The sequence below is a fragment of the Pseudomonas sp. TE6288 genome, from assembly GCF_054062095.1.
Genome location: NZ_JBSSEW010000036.1, coordinates 1 through 23,339 on the forward strand (window position 1 = coordinate 1; position 23,339 = coordinate 23,339).

The 23,339-nt window shown below is 66.7% G+C and carries 12 protein-coding genes; 4 read left to right on the forward strand and 8 right to left on the reverse strand.

Translation table 11 applies throughout. The features are described 5' to 3' along the window. From ACVWY1_RS25205 to ACVWY1_RS25220, 4 genes are all read left to right on the forward strand, one after another. Positions 1–3,407: amino acid adenylation domain-containing protein (locus tag ACVWY1_RS25205; RefSeq protein ID WP_457378898.1), on the forward strand; the 3,407-nt coding region annotated here is incomplete at its 5' end. Between the two features lies 1 nt (position 3,408). Continuing rightward, positions 3,409–12,054 (forward strand): amino acid adenylation domain-containing protein, encoded by an 8,646-nt coding sequence (locus ACVWY1_RS25210; RefSeq protein ID WP_457378899.1) that lies wholly within the window; start codon positions 3,409–3,411, stop codon positions 12,052–12,054. Positions 12,055–12,543: 489 nt separating this feature from the next. After that, complete coding sequence (locus tag ACVWY1_RS25215; RefSeq protein WP_038706321.1) at positions 12,544–13,176, forward strand: LysE family translocator; 633 nt, start codon at positions 12,544–12,546, stop codon at positions 13,174–13,176. A gap of 87 nt (positions 13,177–13,263) precedes the next feature. Next, entirely contained in the window at positions 13,264–15,444 is a 2,181-nt protein-coding gene (locus tag ACVWY1_RS25220; RefSeq protein WP_457378900.1) for an ATP-binding protein, read from the forward strand. 46 nt (positions 15,445–15,490) lie between these two features. On the opposite strand, the gene ACVWY1_RS25225 is transcribed toward ACVWY1_RS25220, so the two are convergent. From ACVWY1_RS25225 to ACVWY1_RS25260, 8 genes are all read right to left on the reverse strand, one after another. Continuing rightward, the gene (locus ACVWY1_RS25225) at positions 15,491–17,671 is read right to left on the reverse strand and encodes an ATP-binding protein (protein WP_457378901.1); all 2,181 of its coding nucleotides are present in this window, start codon (positions 17,669–17,671) and stop codon (positions 15,491–15,493) included. A gap of 81 nt (positions 17,672–17,752) precedes the next feature. After that, positions 17,753–18,316 carry an NUDIX hydrolase gene (locus ACVWY1_RS25230; protein ID WP_198754273.1) on the reverse strand — a complete coding sequence of 188 codons (564 nt, stop codon included), beginning with the start codon at positions 18,314–18,316 and terminating at the stop codon, positions 17,753–17,755. A gap of 2 nt (positions 18,317–18,318) precedes the next feature. Further along, positions 18,319–19,071, reverse strand: a complete 753-nt coding sequence (locus ACVWY1_RS25235; RefSeq protein ID WP_139671419.1) for a GntR family transcriptional regulator — start codon at positions 19,069–19,071, stop codon at positions 18,319–18,321. 88 nt (positions 19,072–19,159) lie between these two features. Beyond that, positions 19,160–19,549 carry a carboxymuconolactone decarboxylase family protein gene (locus ACVWY1_RS25240; RefSeq protein WP_277504681.1) on the reverse strand — a complete coding sequence of 130 codons (390 nt, stop codon included), beginning with the start codon at positions 19,547–19,549 and terminating at the stop codon, positions 19,160–19,162. A gap of 65 nt (positions 19,550–19,614) precedes the next feature. Continuing rightward, positions 19,615–20,100 carry a flavin reductase family protein gene (locus ACVWY1_RS25245; protein WP_102682370.1) on the reverse strand — a complete coding sequence of 162 codons (486 nt, stop codon included), beginning with the start codon at positions 20,098–20,100 and terminating at the stop codon, positions 19,615–19,617. A 12-nt stretch (positions 20,101–20,112) separates the two neighbouring features. Beyond that, positions 20,113–21,594, reverse strand: a complete 1,482-nt coding sequence (locus tag ACVWY1_RS25250; protein WP_046855237.1) for an aldehyde dehydrogenase — start codon at positions 21,592–21,594, stop codon at positions 20,113–20,115. Further along, the gene (locus ACVWY1_RS25255; RefSeq protein WP_457378902.1) at positions 21,591–22,424 is read right to left on the reverse strand and encodes an alpha/beta fold hydrolase; all 834 of its coding nucleotides are present in this window, start codon (positions 22,422–22,424) and stop codon (positions 21,591–21,593) included. Before ACVWY1_RS25255 ends, ACVWY1_RS25250 begins: the two co-directional genes overlap by 4 nt. 68 nt (positions 22,425–22,492) lie before the next feature. Further along, positions 22,493–23,089 (reverse strand): amino acid synthesis family protein, encoded by a 597-nt coding sequence (locus ACVWY1_RS25260; protein WP_023632164.1) that lies wholly within the window; start codon positions 23,087–23,089, stop codon positions 22,493–22,495. Positions 23,090–23,339: the final 250 nt, after the last annotated feature.

The following is a 23,339-nucleotide window of genomic DNA, read 5'->3' on the forward strand; positions in this document are numbered from 1 at the left end:
ACAACTTCTTCGAGCTCGGCGGCCACTCGTTGCTGGCTACCCAGGTCACCTCGCGCATCCGCCAGCGCCTGGACCTGGAAGTCCCGCTGCGCAGCCTGTTCGAATCCGCCGACCTGCAGGCCTTCGCCCAGGCCGCAGGCGAGGGTGCGGCCAGCCAGGCCCCCGCCATTACCGTGGCGAATCGCAACCAGCCGCTGGTGCTGTCGTACGCCCAGCAGCGTCAGTGGTTCCTCTGGCAACTGGAGCCGGATAGCGCCGCCTATCACATCCCTGCAGCCTTGCAACTGAAGGGGCGGCTGAACCCCGAAGCGTTGCGTCAGGCCTTCGAGAGCCTGATCGCTCGCCATGAGAGCCTGCGCACCACCTTCGATCAGCAAGGTGGCGAGGCGCAGCAGCGTATCCACGCGCCCGCGACGTTCACCCTGGTCATGGAATCGCTGCAGGACACCTCCACCGAGGCGGTCCGCGAGCGCGTGGCTCGTGAGATCCAGCGCCCGTTCGACCTGACCCAGGGGCCGCTGCTGCGAGTACGCCTGTTGCGCCTGGCCGAGGACGATCACGTGCTGGTGCTGACCCTGCATCACATCGTCGCCGATGGCTGGTCGATGCCGATCATGGTCGATGAAGTGGTCGACGCCTACCTGGCCTTGAGCCAGGGCCGGCAACCCGAACAGCCGGCCTTGCCGGTGCAGTACGCCGACTATGCCGTCTGGCAGCGCCAGTGGATGGAGGCCGGCGAGCAGGCCCGCCAGCTGGACTACTGGCTGGCGCAGCTGGGCGGCGAGCACTATGTGCTGCAACTGCCCACCGATCATCCACGGCCCACTGTGCAAAGCCACGCCGGTCGCAGCCTCGCCATCGAGGTACCGGCGCCGCTGGTCCAGGCTTTGAAGGCGCAGGCGCGCCAGCAAGGGGTGACGCTGTTCATGCTGCTGCTGGCTTCGTTCCAGAGCTTGCTGCACCGCCAGACCGGGCAGGCCGACATCCGTGTCGGCGTGCCGATCGCCAACCGCACCCGGGCTGAGACCGAAGGCTTGATCGGCTTCTTCGTCAACACCCAGGTGCTCAAGGCGCAGTTCGAGCTGCACACGACCTTCAGCGCGTTGCTGCAACAGGTCAAGCACGCCGCCTTGCAGGCCCAGGCGCACCAGGATCTGCCGTTCGAGCAACTGGTCGAAGCGCTGCAGCCGGAGCGCAGCCTGAGCCACAACCCGCTGTTCCAGGTGATGTTCAACCACCAGGCCCAACGCTCGGACCAGGGGCGCGAACTGCCTGGGCTGAGCATCGAAGGCCTGAGCTGGGGCAACCCCACGGCGCACCTCGACCTTGCCCTGGATACTTTCGAAAGCGAGGACGGCCTCGGCGCGACCCTGACCTACGTCAGCGACCTGTTCGAGCACGCCACCATCGAGCGCATGGCCGCGCACTGGCTCAACCTGTTGCAGGCAGTCAGCACCCAGCCTGCCCAGCGGATCGTCGAGCTGCCGCTGCTCGATGAGGCGCAGCGCCAGGTCATCCTCGGGCAGTGGAGCCGCCACGAGGCGGTCTACCCTGACCAGCGCACCGTGCAGCAGCTGATCGCCGACCAGGCCGCGCGTACCCCGCACGCCACGGCGCTGATCTGCGAAGGGCAGCAGCTCACCTACCAGGCCCTGGACCTGCGCGCCAACCAGCTGGCCCATTGCCTGCGCGAGGCGGGCATCGGCCCGGACGTACGCGTGGGCATCGCCCTGCCGCGCAGCCTGGACATGGTGGTCGGCCTGCTGGGCGTGCTCAAGGCCGGCGGCGCCTATGTGCCGCTGGACCCCGACTACCCGCACGAGCGCCTGGCCTACATGATGGAGGACAGCGGCATTGCCCTGTTGCTTGGCCACAGCGCCCAGTTGCAAGCCCTGGCGGTGGCACCGCAGGTGCGCAGCCTGTGCCTGGACAGCGAGCCGCTCGATGCCTGGCCGAGCCATGCGCTGCCGGCGCTGGGCGACCCCGACAACCTGGCGTACATCATGTACACCTCCGGCTCCACCGGGCGCCCCAAGGGCGTCGGCATCAGCGCTGCGGCGCTGAGCCGACATGCCCATGTCGCCCAGGGTTTCTGCGGCCTGTCGGCGGCCGACCGGGTGCTGCAGTTCTCCACCTTCAACTTCGACGCCTTCGTCGAGCAGCTCTACCCGGCGCTGATCTGCGGCGCCAGCGTGGTGCTGCGCGGCCCGACGCTGTGGGACAGCGAGACCTTCTACCGTGAAGTGGTGACCCAGGGCATCACCTTCGCCGACCTGCCGACCGCCTACTGGTATCTGCTGGCCAAGGACTTCGCGGCCAAGGGGCCGCGCGACTATGGTTCGCTGCGGCGCATCCACATGGGGGGCGAGGCCATGGCCGCCGATGGCGTGCTGGCCTGGCAACAGGCCGGGCTAGGCCATGTGCGGCTGCTCAACACCTACGGGCCGACCGAGGCCACCGTCAGCGTCATGAGCCACGACTGCAGCGCCTATGTCACCGGCGAGCAACCCCTGCCGGTGCAGATCCCGATCGGCAAGGCCCTGGGCGGTCGCTCGATCCACCTGGTGGACGCCGATGCCGACCTGGCCCTGCCGGGCGCCATCGGTGAACTGCTGGTCGGTGGCGAGCTGCTCGCCCGCGGCTATCACAATCGTCCGGGGCTGACCGCCGAACGCTTCATCCCCGACCCGTTCGCGACAACGCCGGGCGGGCGCCTGTACCGCACCGGCGACCTGGCACGCTATCGCGAGCACGGCGTGGTGGAGTACGCCGGGCGTATCGACCATCAGGTGAAGATTCGCGGCTTCCGTATCGAGCTGGGCGAAATCGAGGCGCGCCTGCGCGAGCACCCGGCGGTGCGCGAGGTACTGGTGGTCGATATCGATGGCCCCGGCGGCAAGCAACTGGCGGCCTACCTGGTACCCAACACCATGCCCGAGGCCGAGGACGCCCTGCGCGCCGAGCTGAAGGCGCACCTGGGCGCCAGCCTGCCGGACTACATGGTGCCGATGTACCTGGTGCTGCTCGAACGCATGCCGTTGCTGCCCAACGGCAAGCTCGACCGCAAGGCACTGCCGGCCCCCGATACCCGCCAGTCGCAGCCGGCCTACGTGGCCCCGGTCAGTGAACTGGAACAGCAGTTGGCGGCGCTCTGGGCCGAGGTGCTGCAGGTCGAGCGGGTGGGCCTGGGCGATGACTTCTTCGAGCTGGGCGGGCACTCGCTGCTGGCGGCCCAGCTGATTTCCAAGATCAACTCGGGCCTGGGCATCGACATCCCCCTGCGCCTGCTATTCGAGAAACCGCAATTGAATGATTTTGCCCAGGCCTGTGCCAGCACCGGCTTGTCGTTGAGCGAGGACGGCTTGTCCGATATCGAAAGAATGATGAATGAAATGGCGGGCGTCTGAGATGGACAAGAGCACAGCAGAACGTATCGCCAAGCGCTTTGTCGGCCTTGCCCTGGAGCAGCGTCGGCAGATCCTCGACAAGATGCGCGAGACCGGGCAGAGCTTTCGCTTGCTGCCCATCGCCGTGACCCGTCACGACAGCCCGCGCATCCCGCTGTCCTATGCCCAGCAGCGCATGCTGTTCCTCTGGCAGCTGGAGCCGCACAGCAGCTTCTACAACGTGCCGATGGCAGTGCGCCTGAGCGGTTCACTGAACCAGCAGGCTCTGGCCCAGGCTCTGGACGCGCTGGTGCAGCGTCATGAGAGCCTGCGCACGCGGTTCGTCTCCGAGCAGGGCGAGTTCCACCAGCAGGTCCTCGAACAACCGGGCGTTGGCCTGGAGGTGCGCGAGGTGCAGGCCGGGCCGGGCGAGGATATCGAGCAGTGCCTGCGTACTGCGGTGTGTGAGGCACTGGATGAACCCTTCGACCTGCTCGAAGGCCCGTTGCTGCGGGTCCGGCTGTTGCGCCTGGCACCGACCGAGCACGTGCTGACGGTGTGCATGCACCATATCGTCTCCGACGGCTGGTCGGGCGAGCTGATGGTGCGGGAGTTCGTGCACCTGTACGAAGCGCTGTCGCAAGGGCGTGACGCCAATCTGCCGCCCCTGGAGGTGCAATACGCCGACTACGCGATCTGGCAACGCGCGTGGCTTGAGGCCGGCGAGGGCGAGCGGCAGTTGCAGTACTGGAAGCAGCAGCTGGGCGATGAACACCCGGTGCTGGACCTGCCGCTGGACCACGAGCGCCCGGCGCACCCCAGCTACCGTGGCGCGACCCTGCGCAGCGATGTGCCGGCGGCGCTGTCGGCGCAGCTCAAGGCCCGGGCGCGCAGCCAGGGCCAGACCGTGTTCATGCTGACCCTGGCGGCGCTGGCCGTGACCTTGTCGCGCTACAGCGGCCAGACCGACATCCGCATCGGCGCGCCCAACGCCGGGCGCAACCGCAAGGAAGTCGAAGGCCTGATCGGCTTCTTCATCAACACCCAGGTGCTGCGGGTGCAGGTGGACGAGCGCCAGAACGGCGCGGCGCTGCTGGAACAGGTGAAGCAGGTGGTCAGTGGCGCGCAATCGCACCAGGAACTGCCGTTCGAGCACCTGGTCGACGCCCTGGCGCCGGAGCGCAACCTGGGCCACAACCCGCTGTTCCAGGTGAAGATCAACCAGAACATGGCCGATACCGAGGCCGGCGCCCAGGCCCGGCAGACGCTGGGTGAGCTGAGTGTCAGCGGTTATTCGGTCGAGGGCAGCGATGCACGCTTCGACCTGGCCTATGACTTCACCGAGACCCCCGACGGCCTGCAAGGCTACTTCACCTACAGCACCGACCTGTTCGAAGCCGCGACCATCGAGCGCATGGCCGCTTCGTTCCAGGCCGTGGTGCGTACGCTTGTCGAGCACCCCGACGCGGCGTTGCTCGACCACCCGGATGCCCAGGCCGCGCAGGTTGAAACTGCTGCCCAAGGTTGGCCGCAGCAGGATTTTCTCGCCCTGTGGCGTCAGGGCCTGCAAGCCGGGGCCGGGCAGCCGGCATTGCGCGCGGGGGATCGTACGGTCACCTATGCCGAGCTGGAGCAGCAGGCCAACCGTTTCGCCCATTACCTCAAGGCACAGGGTATCGCCCCGGGCATGACCGTGGCGCTGTGCCAGGAGCGCTCCATCGAGTGGGTGACCAGCCTGCTGGCGGTGCTCAAGCTGGGCGCGGTGTACCTGCCGCTGGACAGCCGCCAGCCGGCCGAGCGCCTGCAGCAGTTGCTGCAGGCCAGCGCCGCGCAGCTGTTGGTGCATGCCCAGGGCGACGACCAGGCGGCGGGGCTGGGCGTGTGCCGCGCCGCGGCCTATGACGCTTCACTGTATGGCGACTACGACGAGCAGCCACCGGCGGTGCGTGTCTTGCCGCAGCAGGCGGCCTATATCATCTACACCTCGGGTTCCACCGGGCAACCCAAGGGCGTGGTGGTCAGCCACGGGGCGCTGGCCAACTATCTGCAGGGCGTGTTGCAACGCCTGGACGTGCAGCCCGGTGCCAGCCTGGCGATGGTATCCACCGTGGCCGCCGACCTTGGCCATACCGTGCTGTTCGGCGCGCTGGCCTCGGGCCGGCTACTGCACCTGCTGGGCCACGACCAGGGCTTCGACCCCGATGCCTTCGCCAGCTACATGGCCGAGCACCGCGTCGATGTGCTGAAGATCGTGCCCAGCCACCTGCAAGGCCTGTTGCAGGCCGCGCAGCCGGAGCGGGTGTTGCCCGAGCAATTGCTGATCCTCGGTGGCGAGGCCAGTTCCTGGGCCTTGATCGAGCAGATCCGCCGCCTGAAGCCCGGCTGCCGGATCATCAACCACTACGGCCCGACCGAGACCACCGTGGGCATCCTTACCCACGAAGTCGGCGCGCGCCTGCCTGGCTGGCGCAGCGTGCCGGTGGGCCGGCCGCTGGACAACGGCCAGGCGCGGGTGCTGGACGCCTACCTCAATCCGCTGCCCGAGCGCGTGGCCGGCGAGCTGTACCTGGGCGGCCAGGGCCTGGCCCAGGGTTATGTCGGCCAGCCGGGCCTGACCGCCGAGCGCTTTGTCCCCGATCCGTTCGGTAACAACGGCGAGCGGCTGTACCGTGCCGGTGATCGCGCGCGCCTGGACCAGGGTGTGCTGGAATACCTGGGCCGTGGCGACGACCAGGTGAAGATCCGCGGTTACCGGGTCGAGCCGGGCGAGGTCGGCCAGGTGCTGCAAGGCCTGCCCGGCGTGGCCGAAGCCGTGGTGCTGGCGCTGCCGCTGGACAGCGACCCCACGCGCCTGCAACTGGTGGCCTGGGCCGTGCCGTCGGCGGGTGTCGAGCTGCAGGCCGAGGCCCTGCGCCAGGCTTTGCTGGCGCGCCTGCCGGAGTATCTGGTGCCGGCGCAGGTGCTGCTGCTCGAGCGCCTGCCGCTGACCGCCAACGGCAAGCTGGACAAGCGTGCCCTGCCCAGACCGGGGGTGGTGGCCAAGCAGCGCTTTGTCGCGCCGGTGGGGGAAATCGAAGAGAAACTCGCCGCGATCTGGTGCGAGGTGCTCAAGCGTGAGCAAGTGGGCTGCACCGACAACTTCTTCGAACTGGGTGGCGACTCGATCCTCAGCCTGCAGATCATTGCCCGCGCCAAGCGCCAGGGCATCAAGCTCAGCCCCAAGCAGCTGTTCGAGAAGCAGACCATCGGCCAGTTGGCGGCGGTGGCCAAGCTGATCGAGAAGAAAGCGGCGGCCGAGGTGGTCGAGCAGGTCAGCGGCAGCCTGCTGCTGTCGCCGATCCAGGCGCGTTTCTTCGACACCGTGATTCCCCAGCGCCACCACTGGAACCAGGCGGTGCTGCTGACCCTGCGCCAGCCGTTGACGGCAGCCTTGCTGCAACCTGCGCTCAAGCTGCTGCTGGAACAGCACGACGCCCTGCGCCTGCGTTTCAGCGAGGATCAGGGGCAGTGGCAAGGCCAGTTCTCGCCGGTCGACGCGCAGCAGTTGCTGTGGGTACATCAGCTGGACGATGCCGCACGCCTGCCGGAGCTGGCCGATGAGGCCCAGCGCAGCCTGGACCTGAAAAATGGCCCGCTGCTGCGCGTGGTACTGATTGACCTGCCCGAGGGGCAACAGCGCCTGCTGCTGGTGATCCACCATCTGGTGGTCGATGGCGTGTCCTGGCGTGTCCTGCTCGAAGACCTGCAGCTGGCCTGCCAGGCACTGCTGGCCGGCAAGGCGCCGGTGCTGCCGGCCAAGAGCAGCTCGCTCAAGGCCTGGGCCGAGCATCTGCGCGAGCATGCCCGCAGCCCCGCGCTGGTGGCCGAGCTGGCCTACTGGCAGGCGCAGTTGCAGGGTGTCAGCGACGTCCTGCCTGGGGCGAACCTGCAGGGTGGCCAGCAGCGCAAGCATGAAATCTCGGTGCGCACCCACTTGAACGCCGAACTGACCCGGCAACTGTTGCAGGAGGCGCCGGCTGCCTACCGCACCCAGGTCAATGATTTGCTGCTGACGGCGCTGGCACGGGTTATCCGCCGCTGGACCGGTGAGGCGCATGCGCTGATCCGCCTGGAAGGCCATGGCCGCGAAGACCTGTTCGACGACCTCGACATCACCCGCACGGTCGGCTGGTTCAGCAGCCTGTACCCGGTGAAGCTGACCCCCGCCGATGACCTGGGCGCGTCGCTCATGGCGGTCAAGGAGCAACTGCGCGCCGTGCCGGCCAAGGGCATCGGCTACGGTGTACTGCGTTACCTGGGTGACGCGCAGGCCCGCGAAACCCTCGGCGCCCTGGCCCAGGGCAGCATCGTGTTCAACTACCTGGGGCAGTTCGACGGCAGCTTCGACAGCGAGCAAGGGTTGTTCACCCCGGCGCCGGAAGGTGCGGGGCAGGGGCAAAGCCCGGAGGCGCCGCTGGGCAGCCTGCTCAGCATCGATGGCCAGGTCTACGCCGGTGAACTGGCGCTGGACTGGAGCTTCAGCAGCGCCGTGTTCGAACGTGGGCAGATCCAGCGCCTGGCCGACGAGTACGCCGAGGAACTGCGCCTGCTGATCGGGCACTGCACCAGCCCGGGGGTGGCGGGGGTGACGCCTTCGGACTTCCCGCTGGCCAGCCTCGACCAGCGCCAGCTGGCGGCGCTGCCGGTGGCGGCGGGCAACATCGAAGACATCTACCCGCTGTCGCCGATGCAACAGGGCATGTTGTTCCACAGCCTGTACCAGCAGGAGACGGGCAACTACATCAACCAGACTCGCGTCGAAGTGCAAGGTCTGGACGTACCGCGCTTCATCGCGGCCTTGCAGGCTACCGTGGACAACCACGAAGTGCTGCGCAGCAGTTTCTTCAGTGGCTACGACCAGTCCCTGCAAGTGGTGCAGCGCCAGGTGCGGCTGCCGCTGGTCGAGCTCGACTGGCGTGACCAGGCCGATCTGCCGAGGGCGTTGCAGGAATGGGCCGAGGCCGACCTGCGTGCTGGTTTCGACCTGGCCAGCGGTCCGCTGCTGCGCCTGGCGGTGATCCGCAGCGCCGAACAGCAGTACCAGCTGGTGCTGACCAACCACCATATCCTGCTCGATGGCTGGAGCAGCTCGCGCCTGTTCGGTGAGGTGCTGCAGCGTTACGCCGGTTTCACCCCGGCAGGCAAGAACAGCCGTTACCGCGACTATATCCAGTGGCTGCAACGCCAGGACCAGGCCGCCAGCGAGCGCTTCTGGCGCGAGCGCACGGCGGAACTGGACGAGCCCACGCGGCTGGCCCAGGCCTTCAGGTCCGAAGCCCAGGGCCACGGGCAGGCCGAGCATCAGATCAGCCTGGATGCACAGCGTACCCAGCGCCTGGGCGAGTTTGCCCGGGACCAGCGGATCACCCTCAACACCCTGGTCCAGGCCGCGTGGTTGTTGCTGTTGCAGCGCTACACCGGGCAGGCCTGCGTGACCTTCGGCGCCACCGTCGCCGGCCGCCCGGCCGAACTGCCGGGCGTCGAGGAGCAGTTGGGGCTGTTCATCAACACCTTGCCGGTGGTCGCCAGCCCGCGCCCGGAGCAGACCGTGGGCGACTGGGTACAGCACGTGCAAGGGTTGAACCTGGCCCTGCGCGAGCACGAGCACACGCCGCTCTACGAGATCCAGCGCTGGGCCGGCTGGAGCGGCGAGGCGCTGTTCGACAATATCCTGGTGTTCGAGAACTACCCGGTGTCGGAGGCGCTGCAGCAAGGCGCTCCCCAGGGATTGGTGTTCGGCGAGGTAGCCAGCCAGGAGCAGACCAACTATCCGCTGACGCTGGTGGCTCAGGTGGGCGAAAAACTGTCGGCCAGCTTCAAGTTCGACCGCGCCAGCTACGCCGAATCGGCTGTCGGGCAGATTGCGGTACACTTCGTCGAATTGTTAGAAGGGTTGGCGGACTCGTCGCAACGGGCTTTGGGTGAGCTGGTGCTGAGCACAGCGCCGCTACAAGTGATCGACAGCTATCCGAGCTCGGCCTGCGCCCATGCGTTGATTGAGCAGCAGGCGGTGCGTACGCCTGAAGCGATCGCCGTGACCTTCGCTGGGCAGACGCTGAGCTACGACCAGCTCAACCGCCGCGCCAACCGCCTGGCACACAAGCTGCGCGCGCAGGGCGTGGGGCCGGATGTGCTAGTGGGCATCGCGGTGGAGCGCGGTTTCGAGATGATCGTCGGCCTGCTGGCGATCCTCAAGGCCGGTGGCGCCTATGTGCCGCTGGACCCGGAATACCCGCAGGACCGCCTGAGCTACATGATGGAAGACAGCGGCATTCAGTTGCTGCTGACTCAAGGCCATTTGCTGGCCGGCCTGCCGGTACCGGCGCAGGTGCGTAGTCTGTCTCTCGAAGATGATCTGACTGGCTACAGTGACGAGAATCCGGAGCACCTGACCCGGCCGGGCAACCTGGCCTATGTGATCTACACCTCGGGCTCCACCGGCAAGCCGAAAGGCACCTTGCTGCCGCACCATAACCTGCTGCGCCTGTTCAAGGCCACCGATGCCTGGTTCGGTTTCGGTGCGCAGGATGTATGGACGCTGTTCCATTCCTACGCCTTCGATTTCTCGGTGTGGGAGATCTTCGGCGCGCTGCTGCACGGTGGCCGTCTTGTCATCGTCCCGCGTGAAGTGACCCGTTCGCCGGAGGACTTCCACCAGTTGCTGGTGGAGCAGGGCGTGACCGTGCTCAACCAGACCCCATCGGCGTTTAAACCGCTGATGCGCGTGGCCTGTGAAAGCACTGCGGATCTGGCACTGCGCTACGTGATCTTCGGCGGCGAAGCGCTGGACGTAGCTGCACTGCAGCCATGGTTCGAGCGCTTCGGCGAGGACTGCGACAACCTGATCAACATGTACGGCATCACCGAGACCACGGTGCACGTGACGTACCGGCCGATCCGCTTCGCCGACACGCAACAAGCGGGCAGCCCGATCGGCGCGGCAATTCCGGACCTGTCGATGTATGTGCTGGACGCTGACTTCAATCCGGTGGCCAAGGGCTGCACCGGCGAGTTGCATGTCGGCCATGCCGGCCTGGCACGCGGTTACCACAACCGCGCCTCGCTGACTGCCGAACGTTTCGTGCCGGACCCGTTCTCCAGTGAAGGCGGGCGCCTGTACCGCACCGGCGACCTGGCGCGTTATCGCGAACAGGGCGTGATCGAGTACGTGGGCCGTATCGACCATCAGGTGAAGATTCGTGGCTTCCGTATCGAACTGGGCGAGATCGAAACACGCCTGCAAGAACATGCGGCGGTGCGTGAAGTGCTGGTGCTGGATATCGACGGGGCAGGGGGCAAGCAACTGGCCGCCTACCTGATTGCCCAGGACCCGAATGCAGATCACGCAACCTTGCGCGACACGCTGAAACAGCACCTCAAAGCCAACCTGCCGGACTACATGGTGCCGACGCACTTCCTGGTCTTGGACCAGTGGCCACTGACCGCCAACGGCAAGCTGGACCGCAAGGCCCTGCCCAAGCCGGACGCCAGTCAGCTGCAACAAGGCTACGTGGCCCCACGCACGGCGCTGGAGCAGCAACTGGCGGCGATCTGGAGCGAGGTGCTGAAAGTCGAGCAGGTCGGCCTGCACGACAACTTCTTCGAACTCGGCGGCCACTCGTTGCTGGTGATCACCCTGGTGAACAAGGTGCGCGAAGCCTTCGCCATCAACATCAGCCTGCATGAGTTCATGCTGATGGCCAGCTTCGAGGAACTGGCCAACTTCATCGGTGGCGGCAAGGATCGCCTGAAATCGCCGGTGATCAACCTCAACGGCTGCCAGCGCCAGCGCCCGGCGCTGTTCTGCCTGCCGCCAGGTGGCGGCGGTGCCTACGCCTACTACCCGCTGGCCAGCCGCCTGGCCGATGAGCGCCCGGTGTATGGCCTGGTCAACCGCTGCTATGCCGAGCCGGGCTGGGTGGACGAATCCTGGGCGGCGATGGTCGGCTATTACGTCGAGCAGATCCGCCGTACCCAGGCCAGCGGCCCGTACCATCTGCTGGGTTGGTCCATGGGTGGCGCGCTGGCGCTGGAGGTGGCTCACGCCCTGGAGCAGGCCGGCCAGCAGGTCGGTTTCGTCGGCCTGGTCGACACCCTGCTGCCGCAGGAGGTATCCGGTCTCGACGCCGAGCCTGTCGAGGTGGTGCAGGTGGCGCGGGCGGACGAGAGCCTGCTGCGTGGCCTGCTGGCCTTTGCGCCGGGCGTCGGCGAGGCGCGGATCGCTGGCTTAATCGACGAGGCCGAGCGTCTGCCGGCCGAGGTCGACAGGACCGAGTGGGTCATCGAACAGGTGGCCGCCGCGGGGAATGTCAGCGCCGAACGCCTGCGCAGCATCCACGAGGATGTGCACCTGCAGCGGGAGATCGTCGATGGCTTCGCCGTGCTCGACCGCAACGCCGAACTGAGCCAGGCATTCCGCCTGCGCCCGCTGGCGGTCCAGGTGGACTGCTGGTGGGCGAGTGAAAGCCGCAGCGCCGAGCGGGTACGCCTGGGCGAGGCGGGGCTGCTGGCCCAGGCTTCGGTCAATGGCCTGGCCAGTTCGACGGTGATCGCCGATGGGCATGAGGGTGTGATCAACGCCGTCGCGTTCACCGACGGGCTGTTGCAGCGGCTTGCCGACAAGGCGTAAGGGTTACTGTTGCGGCGTGGAGTTATTGACCAGGTGCTAGCCGCGAGCCTTGCAGCGCCTGACAGATCGAGCGCCGCCCGCGCGGCGCATCGCTGGCAAGCCAGCTCCCACATCTGTTTCGGGCCAATCAATCCTTTGAGTTCATCGCTGTCCGCCCTGGTGCCTGCCTTGAGACAGGTGGGGCGCCAGCAGTGCGCGCACTGAAACCGCGTCGAACCAACAAGGCGTAAAGCCGCGGCGGTGCAGGCATAACTGGCCCGAAATAAATGTGGGAGCCGGCTTGCCGGCGATGCGCCGCGCGGGCGGCGCTCGATCTGTCAGGCGCTGCAACGCTTGCGGTGGACACCTGCTCGCCCTGATGCGGTCAACAACCCTCGCGCCCAAAGACCCTGCCCCTTGATGTTCGCAAGTAACCAAACCCGGCAACCGTTTCAAGGCGCATTCATATGCGGATACACTCGCCGACTCACTATCACAAGGATGTGCCTGATGCCCGAACCTTCCAACCTGTTGGCCTTTGCCCTGATCAGCCTGGGCATGGTGCTGACCCCCGGCCCCAACATGATCTACCTGATCTCCCGCTCCATCTGCCAGGGGCGTGGCGCCGGCCTGGTCTCGCTGGCCGGGGTGGCCATGGGCTTTGTCTTCTACATGCTCTGCGCAGCGCTCGGGATCACCGCGCTGGTCATGGCCGTGCCGTTCGCCTACGACGCCCTGCGCATCGGCGGTGCGCTGTACCTGCTGTACCTGGCCTGGCAGGCGCTGCGCCCGGGCGGGCGCTCGCCGTTCCAGGTGCGCGAGCTGCCAGCGGACAGCCCCAGGCGGCTGTTCATGATGGGCTTTGTGACCAACCTGCTGAACCCCAAGATCGCGGTCATGTACCTGTCGCTGATGCCGCAGTTCATCGAGCCGGGCCATGGCAGCGTGTTGCTGCAGTCGCTGGTACTGGGCGGCACACAGATCGCCATCAGCGTCACGGTCAACGCGCTGATCGCGGTCATGGCGGGGTCGATCGCCGTGTTCCTGGCCGGTCGGCCGGTGTGGCAGCAGGTGCAGCGCTGGCTGATGGGCACGGTGCTGGCCGCCCTGGCCGTGCGCATGCTGGCCGAAGGGCGCCGTTGATCACGTCCGGCGATCCGATGGAACGTTTTGCCAACGGGCGGTTTCCTACCCTCATAGGAAAGATAACGTGCCCGGGACTACCGAGACATGAAAGCTCGCCAGGAGAGCAAGAAGGCCAACCTGCAACCATTGCCGGCATTCATGGGCGGCGGTGGCGAGGTCAGCTGCCTGTTGCAGGCGATGGACTGGCGGCACTCGCCGCTGGGTGCGCCGGACCAATGGTCGCCGGCATTGCAGGCGATGGTGGCCATGCTCCTGCCTGCCCAGGCGCAGATCGTGTTGTTCTGGGGCCCGCTATACATCGCGCTGTACAACGATGCGTATTGGCCGACCATCGGTGACAAGCATCCCGGCGCGCTGGGGCAACCCGCCAAGGCGCACTGGAGTGAGCTCTGGGACGACCTCGAGCCTTTGCTGCGCGGGGTGCGTGAAACCGGCGTGACATTCTCTGCCAGGGATCGGCCGTTCTACATTGTGCGCCACGGGCCGGGCGAAACGGCGTACTTCGATGTCTCCTATTCCGCGGTGCGTGAAGTTGACGGTTCCGTGGGGGGCGTGCTGTGCATCGTCACCGAAACCTCGGAGCGGGTGCATTTCCAGCAGCGCCAGGCATTTCTCCAGGAACTGCGCCAGGCCTTGCCCGGCCTGGGCCAGGCCGAGCGCATCGAAGCCCACGCGGTGCGCCGCCTGGCCAAGGAATTGGGCGCGGCACGGGTCTGCTTTGGTGAAGACTTGGGCGATGGTCGCCGTTATCGGGTCGCCCAGGAGTGCGCCGCGCAGGTGCCGCCGATCACCGGCCTCAACCAGTACGCGGCCTTGGACCCGGCACTGCGCGAGGCGCTGCTCGCCGGCCAGGTGGTGCAGCGTAACTATGCGGCGAACAACATGGCGCCAGCGGGCTTCAAGGGTCTGTGCGCCACGCTGCATGCCCCGGTGCTGCGTGCCGAGCGCCTGGAGGCGATGCTCGCGGTGCATTTCCACACGCCCCATGCATGGACCACCAGCGAATGCCTGCTGGTCGAAGAGGCCGCCGGCCAAGTGTGGGCGGCGATCACCCATGCCCGTTCCGAGCGCGCCTTGCATGTGCTCAATGAAAACCTCGAGGAGCGGGTGGCGAACATGATGACCCATCGCGAAGCCTCGTTGGTGCAGCTGCACGAGGCACGCAAGATGGAAATGATCGGCCAGCTGACCGGTGGCATCGCCCATGACCTCAACAATATGCTCACGCCGATCATTGCTTCCCTGGAATTGCTGCGCCGCCACCCCCAGCCGGAACGGGCCGAACGCCTGATCGACGGCGGCCTGCAGGCGGCGGAGCGGGCGCGCAACCTGGTCGGGCGCCTGCTCAGCTTCGCCCGGCGCCAGACTCTCAAGCCGGTTACGGTGTCACTGGCAGTGCTGGTGGAGGACATGCACGAACTGATGGCGCGCTCCTTGGGGCCGACCATCGCGCTGCAGGTCAATATCGACAAGGCTTTGCCAGGGGTTCTGGTGGACCCGCACCAGTTGGAGCTGGCCCTGCTGAACCTGGTGGTCAATGCCCGTGACGCAATGAGCGAAGGCGGCCAGCTGACCATCCGCGCTGGCGCCGAGGAAGCCGGCATGCCCAGGCCGCCTGGGTTGCAGGGCGGGCAGCAGCTATGGCTGCAGGTCAGCGACACTGGTTGTGGCATGAGTGAAGAGGTATTGGCGCATTGCGTCGAGCCATTCTACTCGACCAAAGGGGTGGGCCGGGGCACTGGCCTGGGCCTGCCGATGGTGCAGGGGCTGGCATTGCAGTCCGGTGGTGGCTTCGGTATTCATTCCCGGCCGGGCCAGGGGACCGAGGCGACCTTGTGGCTGCCGGCCAGTGAGAGCAGCGTGGCGGCGCGCATGACCGAGCCTGTCGAGGCGGTCCGGGCGCAACGGCCGACCCGGGTGTTGCTGGTGGATGACGAACCCCTGGTGCGCCAGGCAACGCTGATGCAGCTACAGGCGCTGGGGTATGAAGTAACGGAGGCTAGCGGGCCTGTCCAGGCCCTGGTGCTGCTGGAAAAGGGCCTGGTGCCCGACGTGTTGCTGACCGACCATGTGATGGCCGAGATGACCGGCGTGCGCTTCGCCCAGCAGGTGCGCGAGCAACTGACCCAGCTGCCGGTGCTGATCATCACCGGCTACACCAACCTCACACCGCGTGAACTGCATGGGTTCGGCGTGTTGCGCAAGCCGTTCCGCCAGGATGAGCTGGGGCGCAGCCTGACACGCTTGCTGGCGGCGCGGGGGTGATTCGACTGGGCAGGGCGTTTTGCCAATCGCCTGCCCAACGCGCCGCTCACTGCCTTCCCAGCACGTCCCCCAGCATCCGGCACACCTGCTCGGCCGAATAGGGCTTGGCCAGGAAGGCGAAGCCCTGGTGGCCACCTTCGGCAATCGCCTCGCTGTAGCCGGAGGTCAGGATCACCGGCAGATGGGGTTGGCTGCGCCGCAGCTCCCTGGCCAGGGCCAGGCCGCCCATGCCAGGCATCACCACGTCGGAAAACACCGCGTCGAATCCGCCTTGTGTCGAAGCGATCTGCTTCAGCGCATCCTCTGCCGAGATCGCCCAACTGATTCGGTAGCCATGATCGCGCAGGATCTGCGCGGTAAAACTGCCGACATCGGGGTTGTCCTCGACCACCAGGATATGTCGGCGCTCGCCATTGGGCGCCAGCGTCGGCAAAGCGGTGCTGACTTCGGCATCGGCCTGGGCCACCTGGGGCAGGTACAGGGTGAAGGTGGTGCCCAGGCCTTCGCGGCTGCTGACCTGGACATCGCCCCCCGACTGTTTGACGAAGCCGAACACCTGCGACAAGCCGAGCCCGGTGCCCTGGCCGGCGGCCTTCGTGGTGAAGAACGGGTCGAAGATGCGCTCCAGCAGGTGCGGGGCAATGCCCACGCCGCTGTCGACCACCGAGATGGCAGCGAATGGCCCGGCCTGGGGGGCCTGGCCACGCAGCGCCGGCAGCTGCTGGTTGGCTTCCAGGCGCAGGCGCAAGGTGCCCACGCCGGCCATGGCGTCGCGGCCGTTGATCATCAGGTTGATCACCGCGGTTTCCAGTTGGCCGAGGTCTGCGTGCACGTGGCAGGGCGTGTCGGGCAGTTCCAGGCTCACCTGGATGCGCGCGCCGGTGGCGGTATCGAGCATTTCGGCCATCGCCTCGAGCCTGGGGCCGGCGTCGAATACCTGTGGGCTGAGCGCCTGGCGGCGGGCGAAGGCGAGCAGTTGCCCGGTCAGCTTGGCGCCGCGGTCGACGGTGTCGGACACGGTCTTGAGATAGCGGCTGCGCCGGTTCTCGTCGAGGTCCGGGCGCTGCAGGAAGTGGATGGAGGAGCGGATGATGGTCAGCAGGTTGTTGAAGTCATGGGCCACGCCCCCCGTGAGCTGGCCGATGGCCTCGAGCTTCTGGGTCTGGCGCAGGACAGCCTCGGTATGCAGCAACTGGCTGGTGCGCTCTTCCACGCGTTGTTCGAGGGTGGTATTGAGGGCCTCCAGGGCGGTCAGTGCCTCGCGCACCTCGGCGTTGGCCTGGACCCGCTGGATATGCGCCCAGCAGCGTTCGGTCACTTCGCCGATCAAGGTCTGTTCGTAATCGGTCCAGGCCCTGGGCTGCTTGTCGTGGATGGCCATCAGCGCGGTCAGGCGGCCCTCCTTGATCAACGGCATGCAGATGGTCGCGGTGATGCCGATGGCCTGGAAGGTCGCCGACTCGGGTGCCGGCAACTGGCTGAGATTGTCATCGATCACCAGCGCCAGGCCTGCGCGCAGGCGGCTGACGGCCAGCGCGCCGAAGTCGGCCAGGCGGTACTGGCCGATCAGCCGTGGCGAGCCCGGTGCGACCCAGTCGCCACAAATGGTGAAGCCGTCCTCGTCGGGCGCCATCACCGCATAGGCGCAGCTGGACAACTGCAGGTGCTCGCCAAGCAGGCGAGTGGTGGTGGCCATGATCCGTTCCGGATCGGTGGCATTGGCGGCAGCCCGGCCGAGGCTGTCGAGGAAGTTCAGACGGCGGTTGGCGACCACGCTCGCGGTGGTTTCGGTGACCGTGTCGAGCATGCCCACTACCTTGCCGTCGTTGTCGCGCACCGGGCTGTAACAGAAGGTGAAATAGGCGCGCTCCGGGCTGCCATGGCGCTCGATCGTCAGCGGGAAGTCCTCGATGTACACCGCCTCGCCGGCGAGCGCGCGCTGGGCCAGGTGACGAATATTGCTCCAGGCTTCCTGCCAGACATCGCTGAAGGGCCGGCCCAGGGCGGTCGGCTTGCCGCCCAGGATCTCGCTGAAGGCGTCGTTGTGCAGGGTGATCAACGCATCGCCCCAGAGCACGGCCTGGGGAAAGCGCGAGGCCAGGCACAGGGCGACGCTGGTCTTGAGTACGTCGGGCCAGCTATCCAGCGGGCCGAGGGGCGTGGATGCCCAGTCGTGGTTGCGGATGCGCGCGGCCATCAGCCCGCCGCCGTCTAGCCATTTCGCCATGAACGTTGCTGGTCCTTTTGCGTGAGACCATCAGGGTGCACCGAGACGCGACGCTTGGCGAGGAATTTGTGTGCGCCATCGTCAGCGGATGAAGTGCACCTTGCCGGTATCGTCGTTGCCCATGTAGATGCCGTACACGCCGGCCTGGCGCTCGAGGATGTAGCGCTCGAGGATCTGCCGGATCGCCGGGTAGTAGATTTCGTCCCAGGGGATCTGGTCCGGTTCGAAGAAACGATAGTCCAGGGTCTCGGGCCCGTATTCGCCGGTTTCCTCGGTGACCACGGCGCGGAAGATGATGTACACCTCGCTGATCCGCGGCACGCTGAAGATCGAGTAGGGCGAGACGATGTCGGCGCGCACGCCGCTCTCTTCCCATACCTCGCGCAGCGCCGCCTGTTCGGTGGTCTCGCCAGCTTCCATGAACCCGGCCGGCAGGGTCCAGGTGCCGGGGCGCGGCGGGATGGCGCGCTGGCACAGCAGGTACTTGCCGTCGCGCTCGATGATGCAGCCGGCGATGATCTTCGGGTTGATGTAGTGGATGTAGCCGCAACCGGCGCAGTGAAGACGTTCGTGGGTGTCGCCGTTGGGGACGCCCCGGGCCAGTTCCGTGGTGCAGTGCGGGCAGTAGCGCGGGGCGGTGGGCATGGTCAGCGGCCTATGCGAGGGTCCTTGAGGGGCAGGGGGGCGACGATATCGCGGACCTTGGCGTTGTCGTCCTGCTTCTGGCGCAGGTAGTCGAGGGCGACCTTGGCAGCGGCGCGTACATGGTCGACCGAGGCCTGGTGGGCGGCCTGGGGATCGCCGCCCTTGATCGCATCGACGATCTTTTCCATCTCGAGGTTGCTGGCGCCCCGGCGGTTTTCCTGGGACACCGAGGTGGCGCGCAGGTAGCTGATGCGCGCCTGCAGCTGGCGCAGCTGCTGGGCGGCGACCTGGTTGCCCGAGCCTTCGAGCAGCACGTCGTAGAAGCCTTGCACCGAGTCGAGCACCTGTTGCAGCTCACCGTCCTCCAGGGCCTCGCGGTTGACCTCAAGGGCGCGCTCCAGGGCACGGATGTCCTTGGCCTTGGCGTTGAGGGTAAACAGTTGCACGATAAGGCCTTCGAGCACGCAGCGCAGCTCATAGATGTCGCGGGCGTCCTCCAGTGTGATGATGGCCACCCGTGGCCCCTTGGCGTCGGCGAACTCCACCAGGCCTTCGGACTCCAGGTGACGCAGGGCCTCGCGCACCGAGGTGCGGCTGACGCCAAGGCGCTCGCAAAGGTCGCGTTCGACCAGGCGGTCGCCCGGCAGCAGGTGGAAGTTCATGATCGCGCCGCGCAGTTTGTCGAGCACGATTTCACGCAGGGTGACGGGGTTGCGGTTGACCTTGAAGCTGTCGTCGAGGGGCTGGCGTTTCATCAGGGGCGCTCTTAATGCGGCTGTTGCGCCAACATCGCGGAATGCCTCGAACCCGGGCATTCCTTGCGGTGGTTCACACAGCCCGCTGTTAACGGGTTGCCTGCGCGTCGGCTTCGGCGAACGCCTCGCGGGCCAGGCGGAAACTGTCCACCGCCGCAGGTACGCCGCAGTAAATGCCGACTTGAAGCAGGATCTCGCGAATCTGTTCGCGGCTCAGGCCATTACGCAAGGCGCCGCGGATGTGCAGCTTGAGTTCGTGGGGCCGGTTGAGCGCGGAAATCATTGCCAAGTTTATCATGCTGCGCTCTTTGAGCGACAAGCCTTCGCGGCCCCAGACGTGGCCCCAGCAGTATTCGGTGACCAGCTCCTGGAGTGGCTGGGTGAAGGCGTCGGCGTTCTCGAGCGAGCGCTTGACGTATTCCTCGCCGAGCACCTGGGTGCGGATCTGCAGGCCTTTTTCGTACTTTTCGTTGTTCATGGCCAAGGTCCTGTGTGACTGAATGGAAAATGGGGGCTGGGGCCGCAAAGCGGCCCCAGCGGATCTCAGCCCAGCGGCGGCAGCGCGCCGAGCTTGCCCTTGTGGTACACCATGGGCGTTACCGGCTGCTCGGGCAGCACCAGGTTCTTCACCTGGCCAACGATGATCGCGTGGTCGCCGCCATCGTATTCGCGCCACAGTTCGCACTCGATGATCGCCGTGGCCTTGGTGAGCAGCGGGTTGCCCAGTTCGCTCAACTGCCAGTCGATGCCCTTGGCCTTGTCCTTGCCTTTGCCGGCGAAGGCATAGGCCTCGGCGGTCTGGTCGGCGGACAGCAGGTGGATGGCGAACCGCTTGCTGTCGCGCAGTATCGGGTAGGTGTCGGAGGCGTAGTTGGGGCAGAAAAGCACCAGTGCCGGCTCGATCGACAGCGCGCTGAACGCGCTGGCGGTGATGCCGACGATGCCGCCGTCGGCGTCCAGGGTGGTGACCACGGTGACGCCGGACGGGAACGAGCCCATCACGTCTTTGTAGATGCCGGGTTCGATCATGGTGGCGTTCTCCTAGCGCATCACGAAGGGGTCGGGCATGGGCGCGGTGGACAGGTTGATCCACACCGTCTTCAGCTCGGTATAGGCCAGCACCGAGTCGATGCCGCTCTCGCGGCCATAACCGCTGTTCTTGAAGCCGCCAATGGGGGCCATTGCCGAGACGGCGCGGTAGGTGTTGACCCAGATGATCCCCGAGCGCACGTCACGGGCCAGGCGATGGGCGCGGCCCAGGTCGCGGGTCCAGATACCGGCGGCCAGGCCGAACTGCGAGTCGTTGGCCATCGCCAGGGCCTGCTCCTCGGTCTTGAAGCGGATCACCGCGGCGACCGGGCCGAACACTTCTTCCTGCATGATGGTCATCGAGTTGCTGTCGCATTCGAACAGGGTCGGCTCGTAGAACCAGCCGTCACCTTCGACCTCTGCACGTTTGCCGCCCATGCGCAGGGTGGCGCCCTCGGCCTTGGCCGCGGCCACCAGGCCTTCGATCACCGCCAGTTGCTGGGCGGTGGCGATCGGGCCCATCTCGCTGCTGTCGTCCTGCGGGTTGCCGATGCGGATACTTTTGGCGCGGGCGATCAGGCGTTCGACGAACTCGTCGAAGATCTCGTCCTGCACCAGCAGCCGCGAGCCGGCCACGCAGCTTTGCCCGGAGGCGGCATAGATGCCGGCTACGGCGCCGTTGATGGCGCTGTCCAGGTCGGCGTCGGCGAAGATGATGTTCGGTGACTTGCCGCCCAGCTCCAGCGACAGCTTGGCGAAGTTCTCGGCGCTGCTGCGCACCACGTGGCGGGCGGTGGCAGCGCCGCCGGTGAAGGCGATCTTGCGCACCAGCGGGTGGCGGGTCAGCGCCGCGCCGGTGCTTGGGCCGTAACCTGTGACCACGTTGACCACGCCAGCCGGGAAGCCGGCTTCCAGAGCCAGGCGGGCCAGTTCGAGGAGGGTGGCGGAGGCGTGCTCCGAGGGCTTGAGCACGATGGTGTTGCCGGCGGCCAGGGCCGGGGCCAGCTTGATCGCGGTGAGGTACAGCGGGCTGTTCCACGGGATGATCCCGGCCACCACGCCGATCGGCTCGTGCACGGTGTAGGCAAACAGGTCCGGCTTGTCCAGCGGCAGGGTGCCGCCTTCGAGCTTGTCGGCCAGGCCTGCGGTGTAGTGGAAGAACTCCGGCAGGTAGCCGACCTGGCCGCGGGTTTCGCGGATCAGCTTGCCGTTGTCGCGGCTTTCCAGCTGGGCCAGGTGTTCCTTGTTCTCGGCAATCAGGTCGCCGAGGCGGCGCAGCAGCTTGCCTCGGGCGGTGGCGGTGAGGCCGCGCCAGGCCTTGCCTTCGAAGGCGCGCTGGGCGGCCTGCACGGCAAGCTCGACATCGGCTTCGCCGGCATCGGGCAGTTGCGCCCAGGCCTTGGCGGTGGCCGGGTCGAGGCTGTCGAAGGTCTTGCCGCTCTGGGCATCGCGCCATTGGCCGTCGATGCACATCTGGAAACGAACGAGGGTCATGCGACTATCCCCTTGGCGGATTCGGAGAGGGTGCGGGCCTGCCTGAGGAAGTCCAGCAGCATCTTGTTGACTTCGCGCGGTGCTTCCACCGGCATCATATGCCTTTGCTCGGCGAGGACCACGCTCTGCGCGCCGGGAATCCGTGCGGCGAGTTGGCGGGTCATGGCCGGAGTGGAACCGCTGTCGAGCTCGCCCGTGGCGATCAGCGTCGGCACCTGGATGTTGCCCAGGTCGGCTTCGCGGTACATGTCCTGGGTGGCGAACAGCGAATAGGTGGTGTGGTAGCCCTGCGGGTCGTTGCTCGCCAGGATCTGGCGGATGGCGGCGACCTGGGCCGGGTTGGCGGCCTTGTACTCGCGGCTGAACCAGCGCTCGAGCGCGGCGTCGACGTTGGCGTCGGGGCCCTGTTCAAAGGCTTGCGCGGCGCGTGCGATCACCCCGGCGCTCTGCTCGGGGGTGCGGTTGAACACGCTGTTGAGTATCACCAGCGCGGCCAGGCGTTGCGGGTAGTTGAGCGCGAAGGCGCGGGCCACCAGGCCGCCCATGGAAAAGCCGATCACGCAGGCCTGGGCGACCTGCAGGTGGTCGAGCAGTTCAGCAAGCTGCTCGGCATAGCCCTCCAGCGGCGTATCGGCGCTGGGCACGCGGCTCTGGCCATGGCCGAGCATGTCGTAGGCGATGACGCGGTAGTCGTTGGCCAGGCCGACGATCTGCCCGCCCCACATTTCCTTGTTCAGGCCCACGCCGTGGATCAGTACCACGGGCTGGCCCTGGCCCAGGTCCAGGTAACTGGTCCCGGCCGGTGTACGTTCAGCGACAGGCTGAATCATGGAGGGCGCTCCTTGAAGGTCGGGCGCGGCGGGTATGCACGCCACGCCCAGGCCCGTCTTGGTTGTTGTTATTGAGCGTTGGCCTTTTCGGCAGCCAGTTCTTCCAGGTCGATGTAGCGGTTGCCAATGCGTGGGTGCAGGCGGCCACCGTCGGCGGCGCCCAGCACCACGACGATCTCGTCGGCACGTGGAGCATCTTCGATCTGCATTTCCAGGGTGATGTAGTGCGAGCGCAGGCCTTCGTCGTCCTTCTGCATCATCGGGATCTGGATCGAGGTGCCGGGGCCGCCGCGTTTGTTGGTAAAGCTCAGGTAGCTCTTGGCCTGCACGGCTTCGCGGTAGTGGTTGCCGAAACGCAGGGTGTGGATTACGGCCGAGGCGTGCTCGATCTCGCCGTCGGCGCCGACCACGGCAGCTTTGCCGTAGGCCTCGATCTTGTCGGCTCCGCCGATGGCGGCGGTCAGGCGCTCGACCATCAGCGCGCCCAGCGCGGAGCAGTTGGCGCGGATTTCCGGCTTGAGGTCTTCGACGAAGCCGCGACCGGCCCATGGGTTCTTGATCACCACGGCCAGGCCGACCATGGTCACCGGCTTGTCGGTGGCTTTGCCGCCTTCGATGCGGGTCTCTTCGGAGTAGGTGACGATCTTGCGGATTTCGAAACTCATGGGGGCTCCTGGTTAGGGTTATCAGCTCTTGTTGTCTGATGGTATACCATAATATTTGATGTGCAAGGGTCGGTCGAAAATTTGTTTTCGTCAGGGGACGAAAGGACCGTTGGTACCTTGATTGCTTTACGTACTGGACTCATCGCGGGGGGCGCCCCCCCCCCCCCAGGCATAATATGTGTGGGGGGGGGGGGGGGGGGCCCCCCAGCGGTAAAAAAACCCCCCCCCCCCGGCCCACGGGGGCCCCCCC

What these genes read in the sequence shown, in the direction of transcription:
- ACVWY1_RS25210 (WP_457378899.1), top strand. Translation starts at nt 3,409, where the DNA reads ATGGACAAGAGCACAGCAGAACGTATCGCCAAGCGCTTTGTCGGCCTT.
- ACVWY1_RS25240 (WP_277504681.1), bottom strand. Translation starts at nt 19,549, where the DNA reads ATGAACAACGAAAAGTACGAAAAAGGCCTGCAGATCCGCACCCAGGTG.
- ACVWY1_RS25245 (WP_102682370.1), bottom strand. Translation starts at nt 20,100, where the DNA reads ATGATCGAACCCGGCATCTACAAAGACGTGATGGGCTCGTTCCCGTCC.
- ACVWY1_RS25230 (WP_198754273.1), bottom strand. Translation starts at nt 18,316, where the DNA reads ATGCCCACCGCCCCGCGCTACTGCCCGCACTGCACCACGGAACTGGCC.
- ACVWY1_RS25235 (WP_139671419.1), bottom strand. Translation starts at nt 19,071, where the DNA reads ATGAAACGCCAGCCCCTCGACGACAGCTTCAAGGTCAACCGCAACCCC.
- ACVWY1_RS25255 (WP_457378902.1), bottom strand. Translation starts at nt 22,424, where the DNA reads ATGATTCAGCCTGTCGCTGAACGTACACCGGCCGGGACCAGTTACCTG.
- ACVWY1_RS25215 (WP_038706321.1), top strand. Translation starts at nt 12,544, where the DNA reads ATGCCCGAACCTTCCAACCTGTTGGCCTTTGCCCTGATCAGCCTGGGC.
- ACVWY1_RS25220 (WP_457378900.1), top strand. Translation starts at nt 13,264, where the DNA reads ATGAAAGCTCGCCAGGAGAGCAAGAAGGCCAACCTGCAACCATTGCCG.
- ACVWY1_RS25225 (WP_457378901.1), bottom strand. Translation starts at nt 17,671, where the DNA reads ATGGCGAAATGGCTAGACGGCGGCGGGCTGATGGCCGCGCGCATCCGC.
- ACVWY1_RS25260 (WP_023632164.1), bottom strand. Translation starts at nt 23,089, where the DNA reads ATGAGTTTCGAAATCCGCAAGATCGTCACCTACTCCGAAGAGACCCGC.
- ACVWY1_RS25250 (WP_046855237.1), bottom strand. Translation starts at nt 21,594, where the DNA reads ATGACCCTCGTTCGTTTCCAGATGTGCATCGACGGCCAATGGCGCGAT.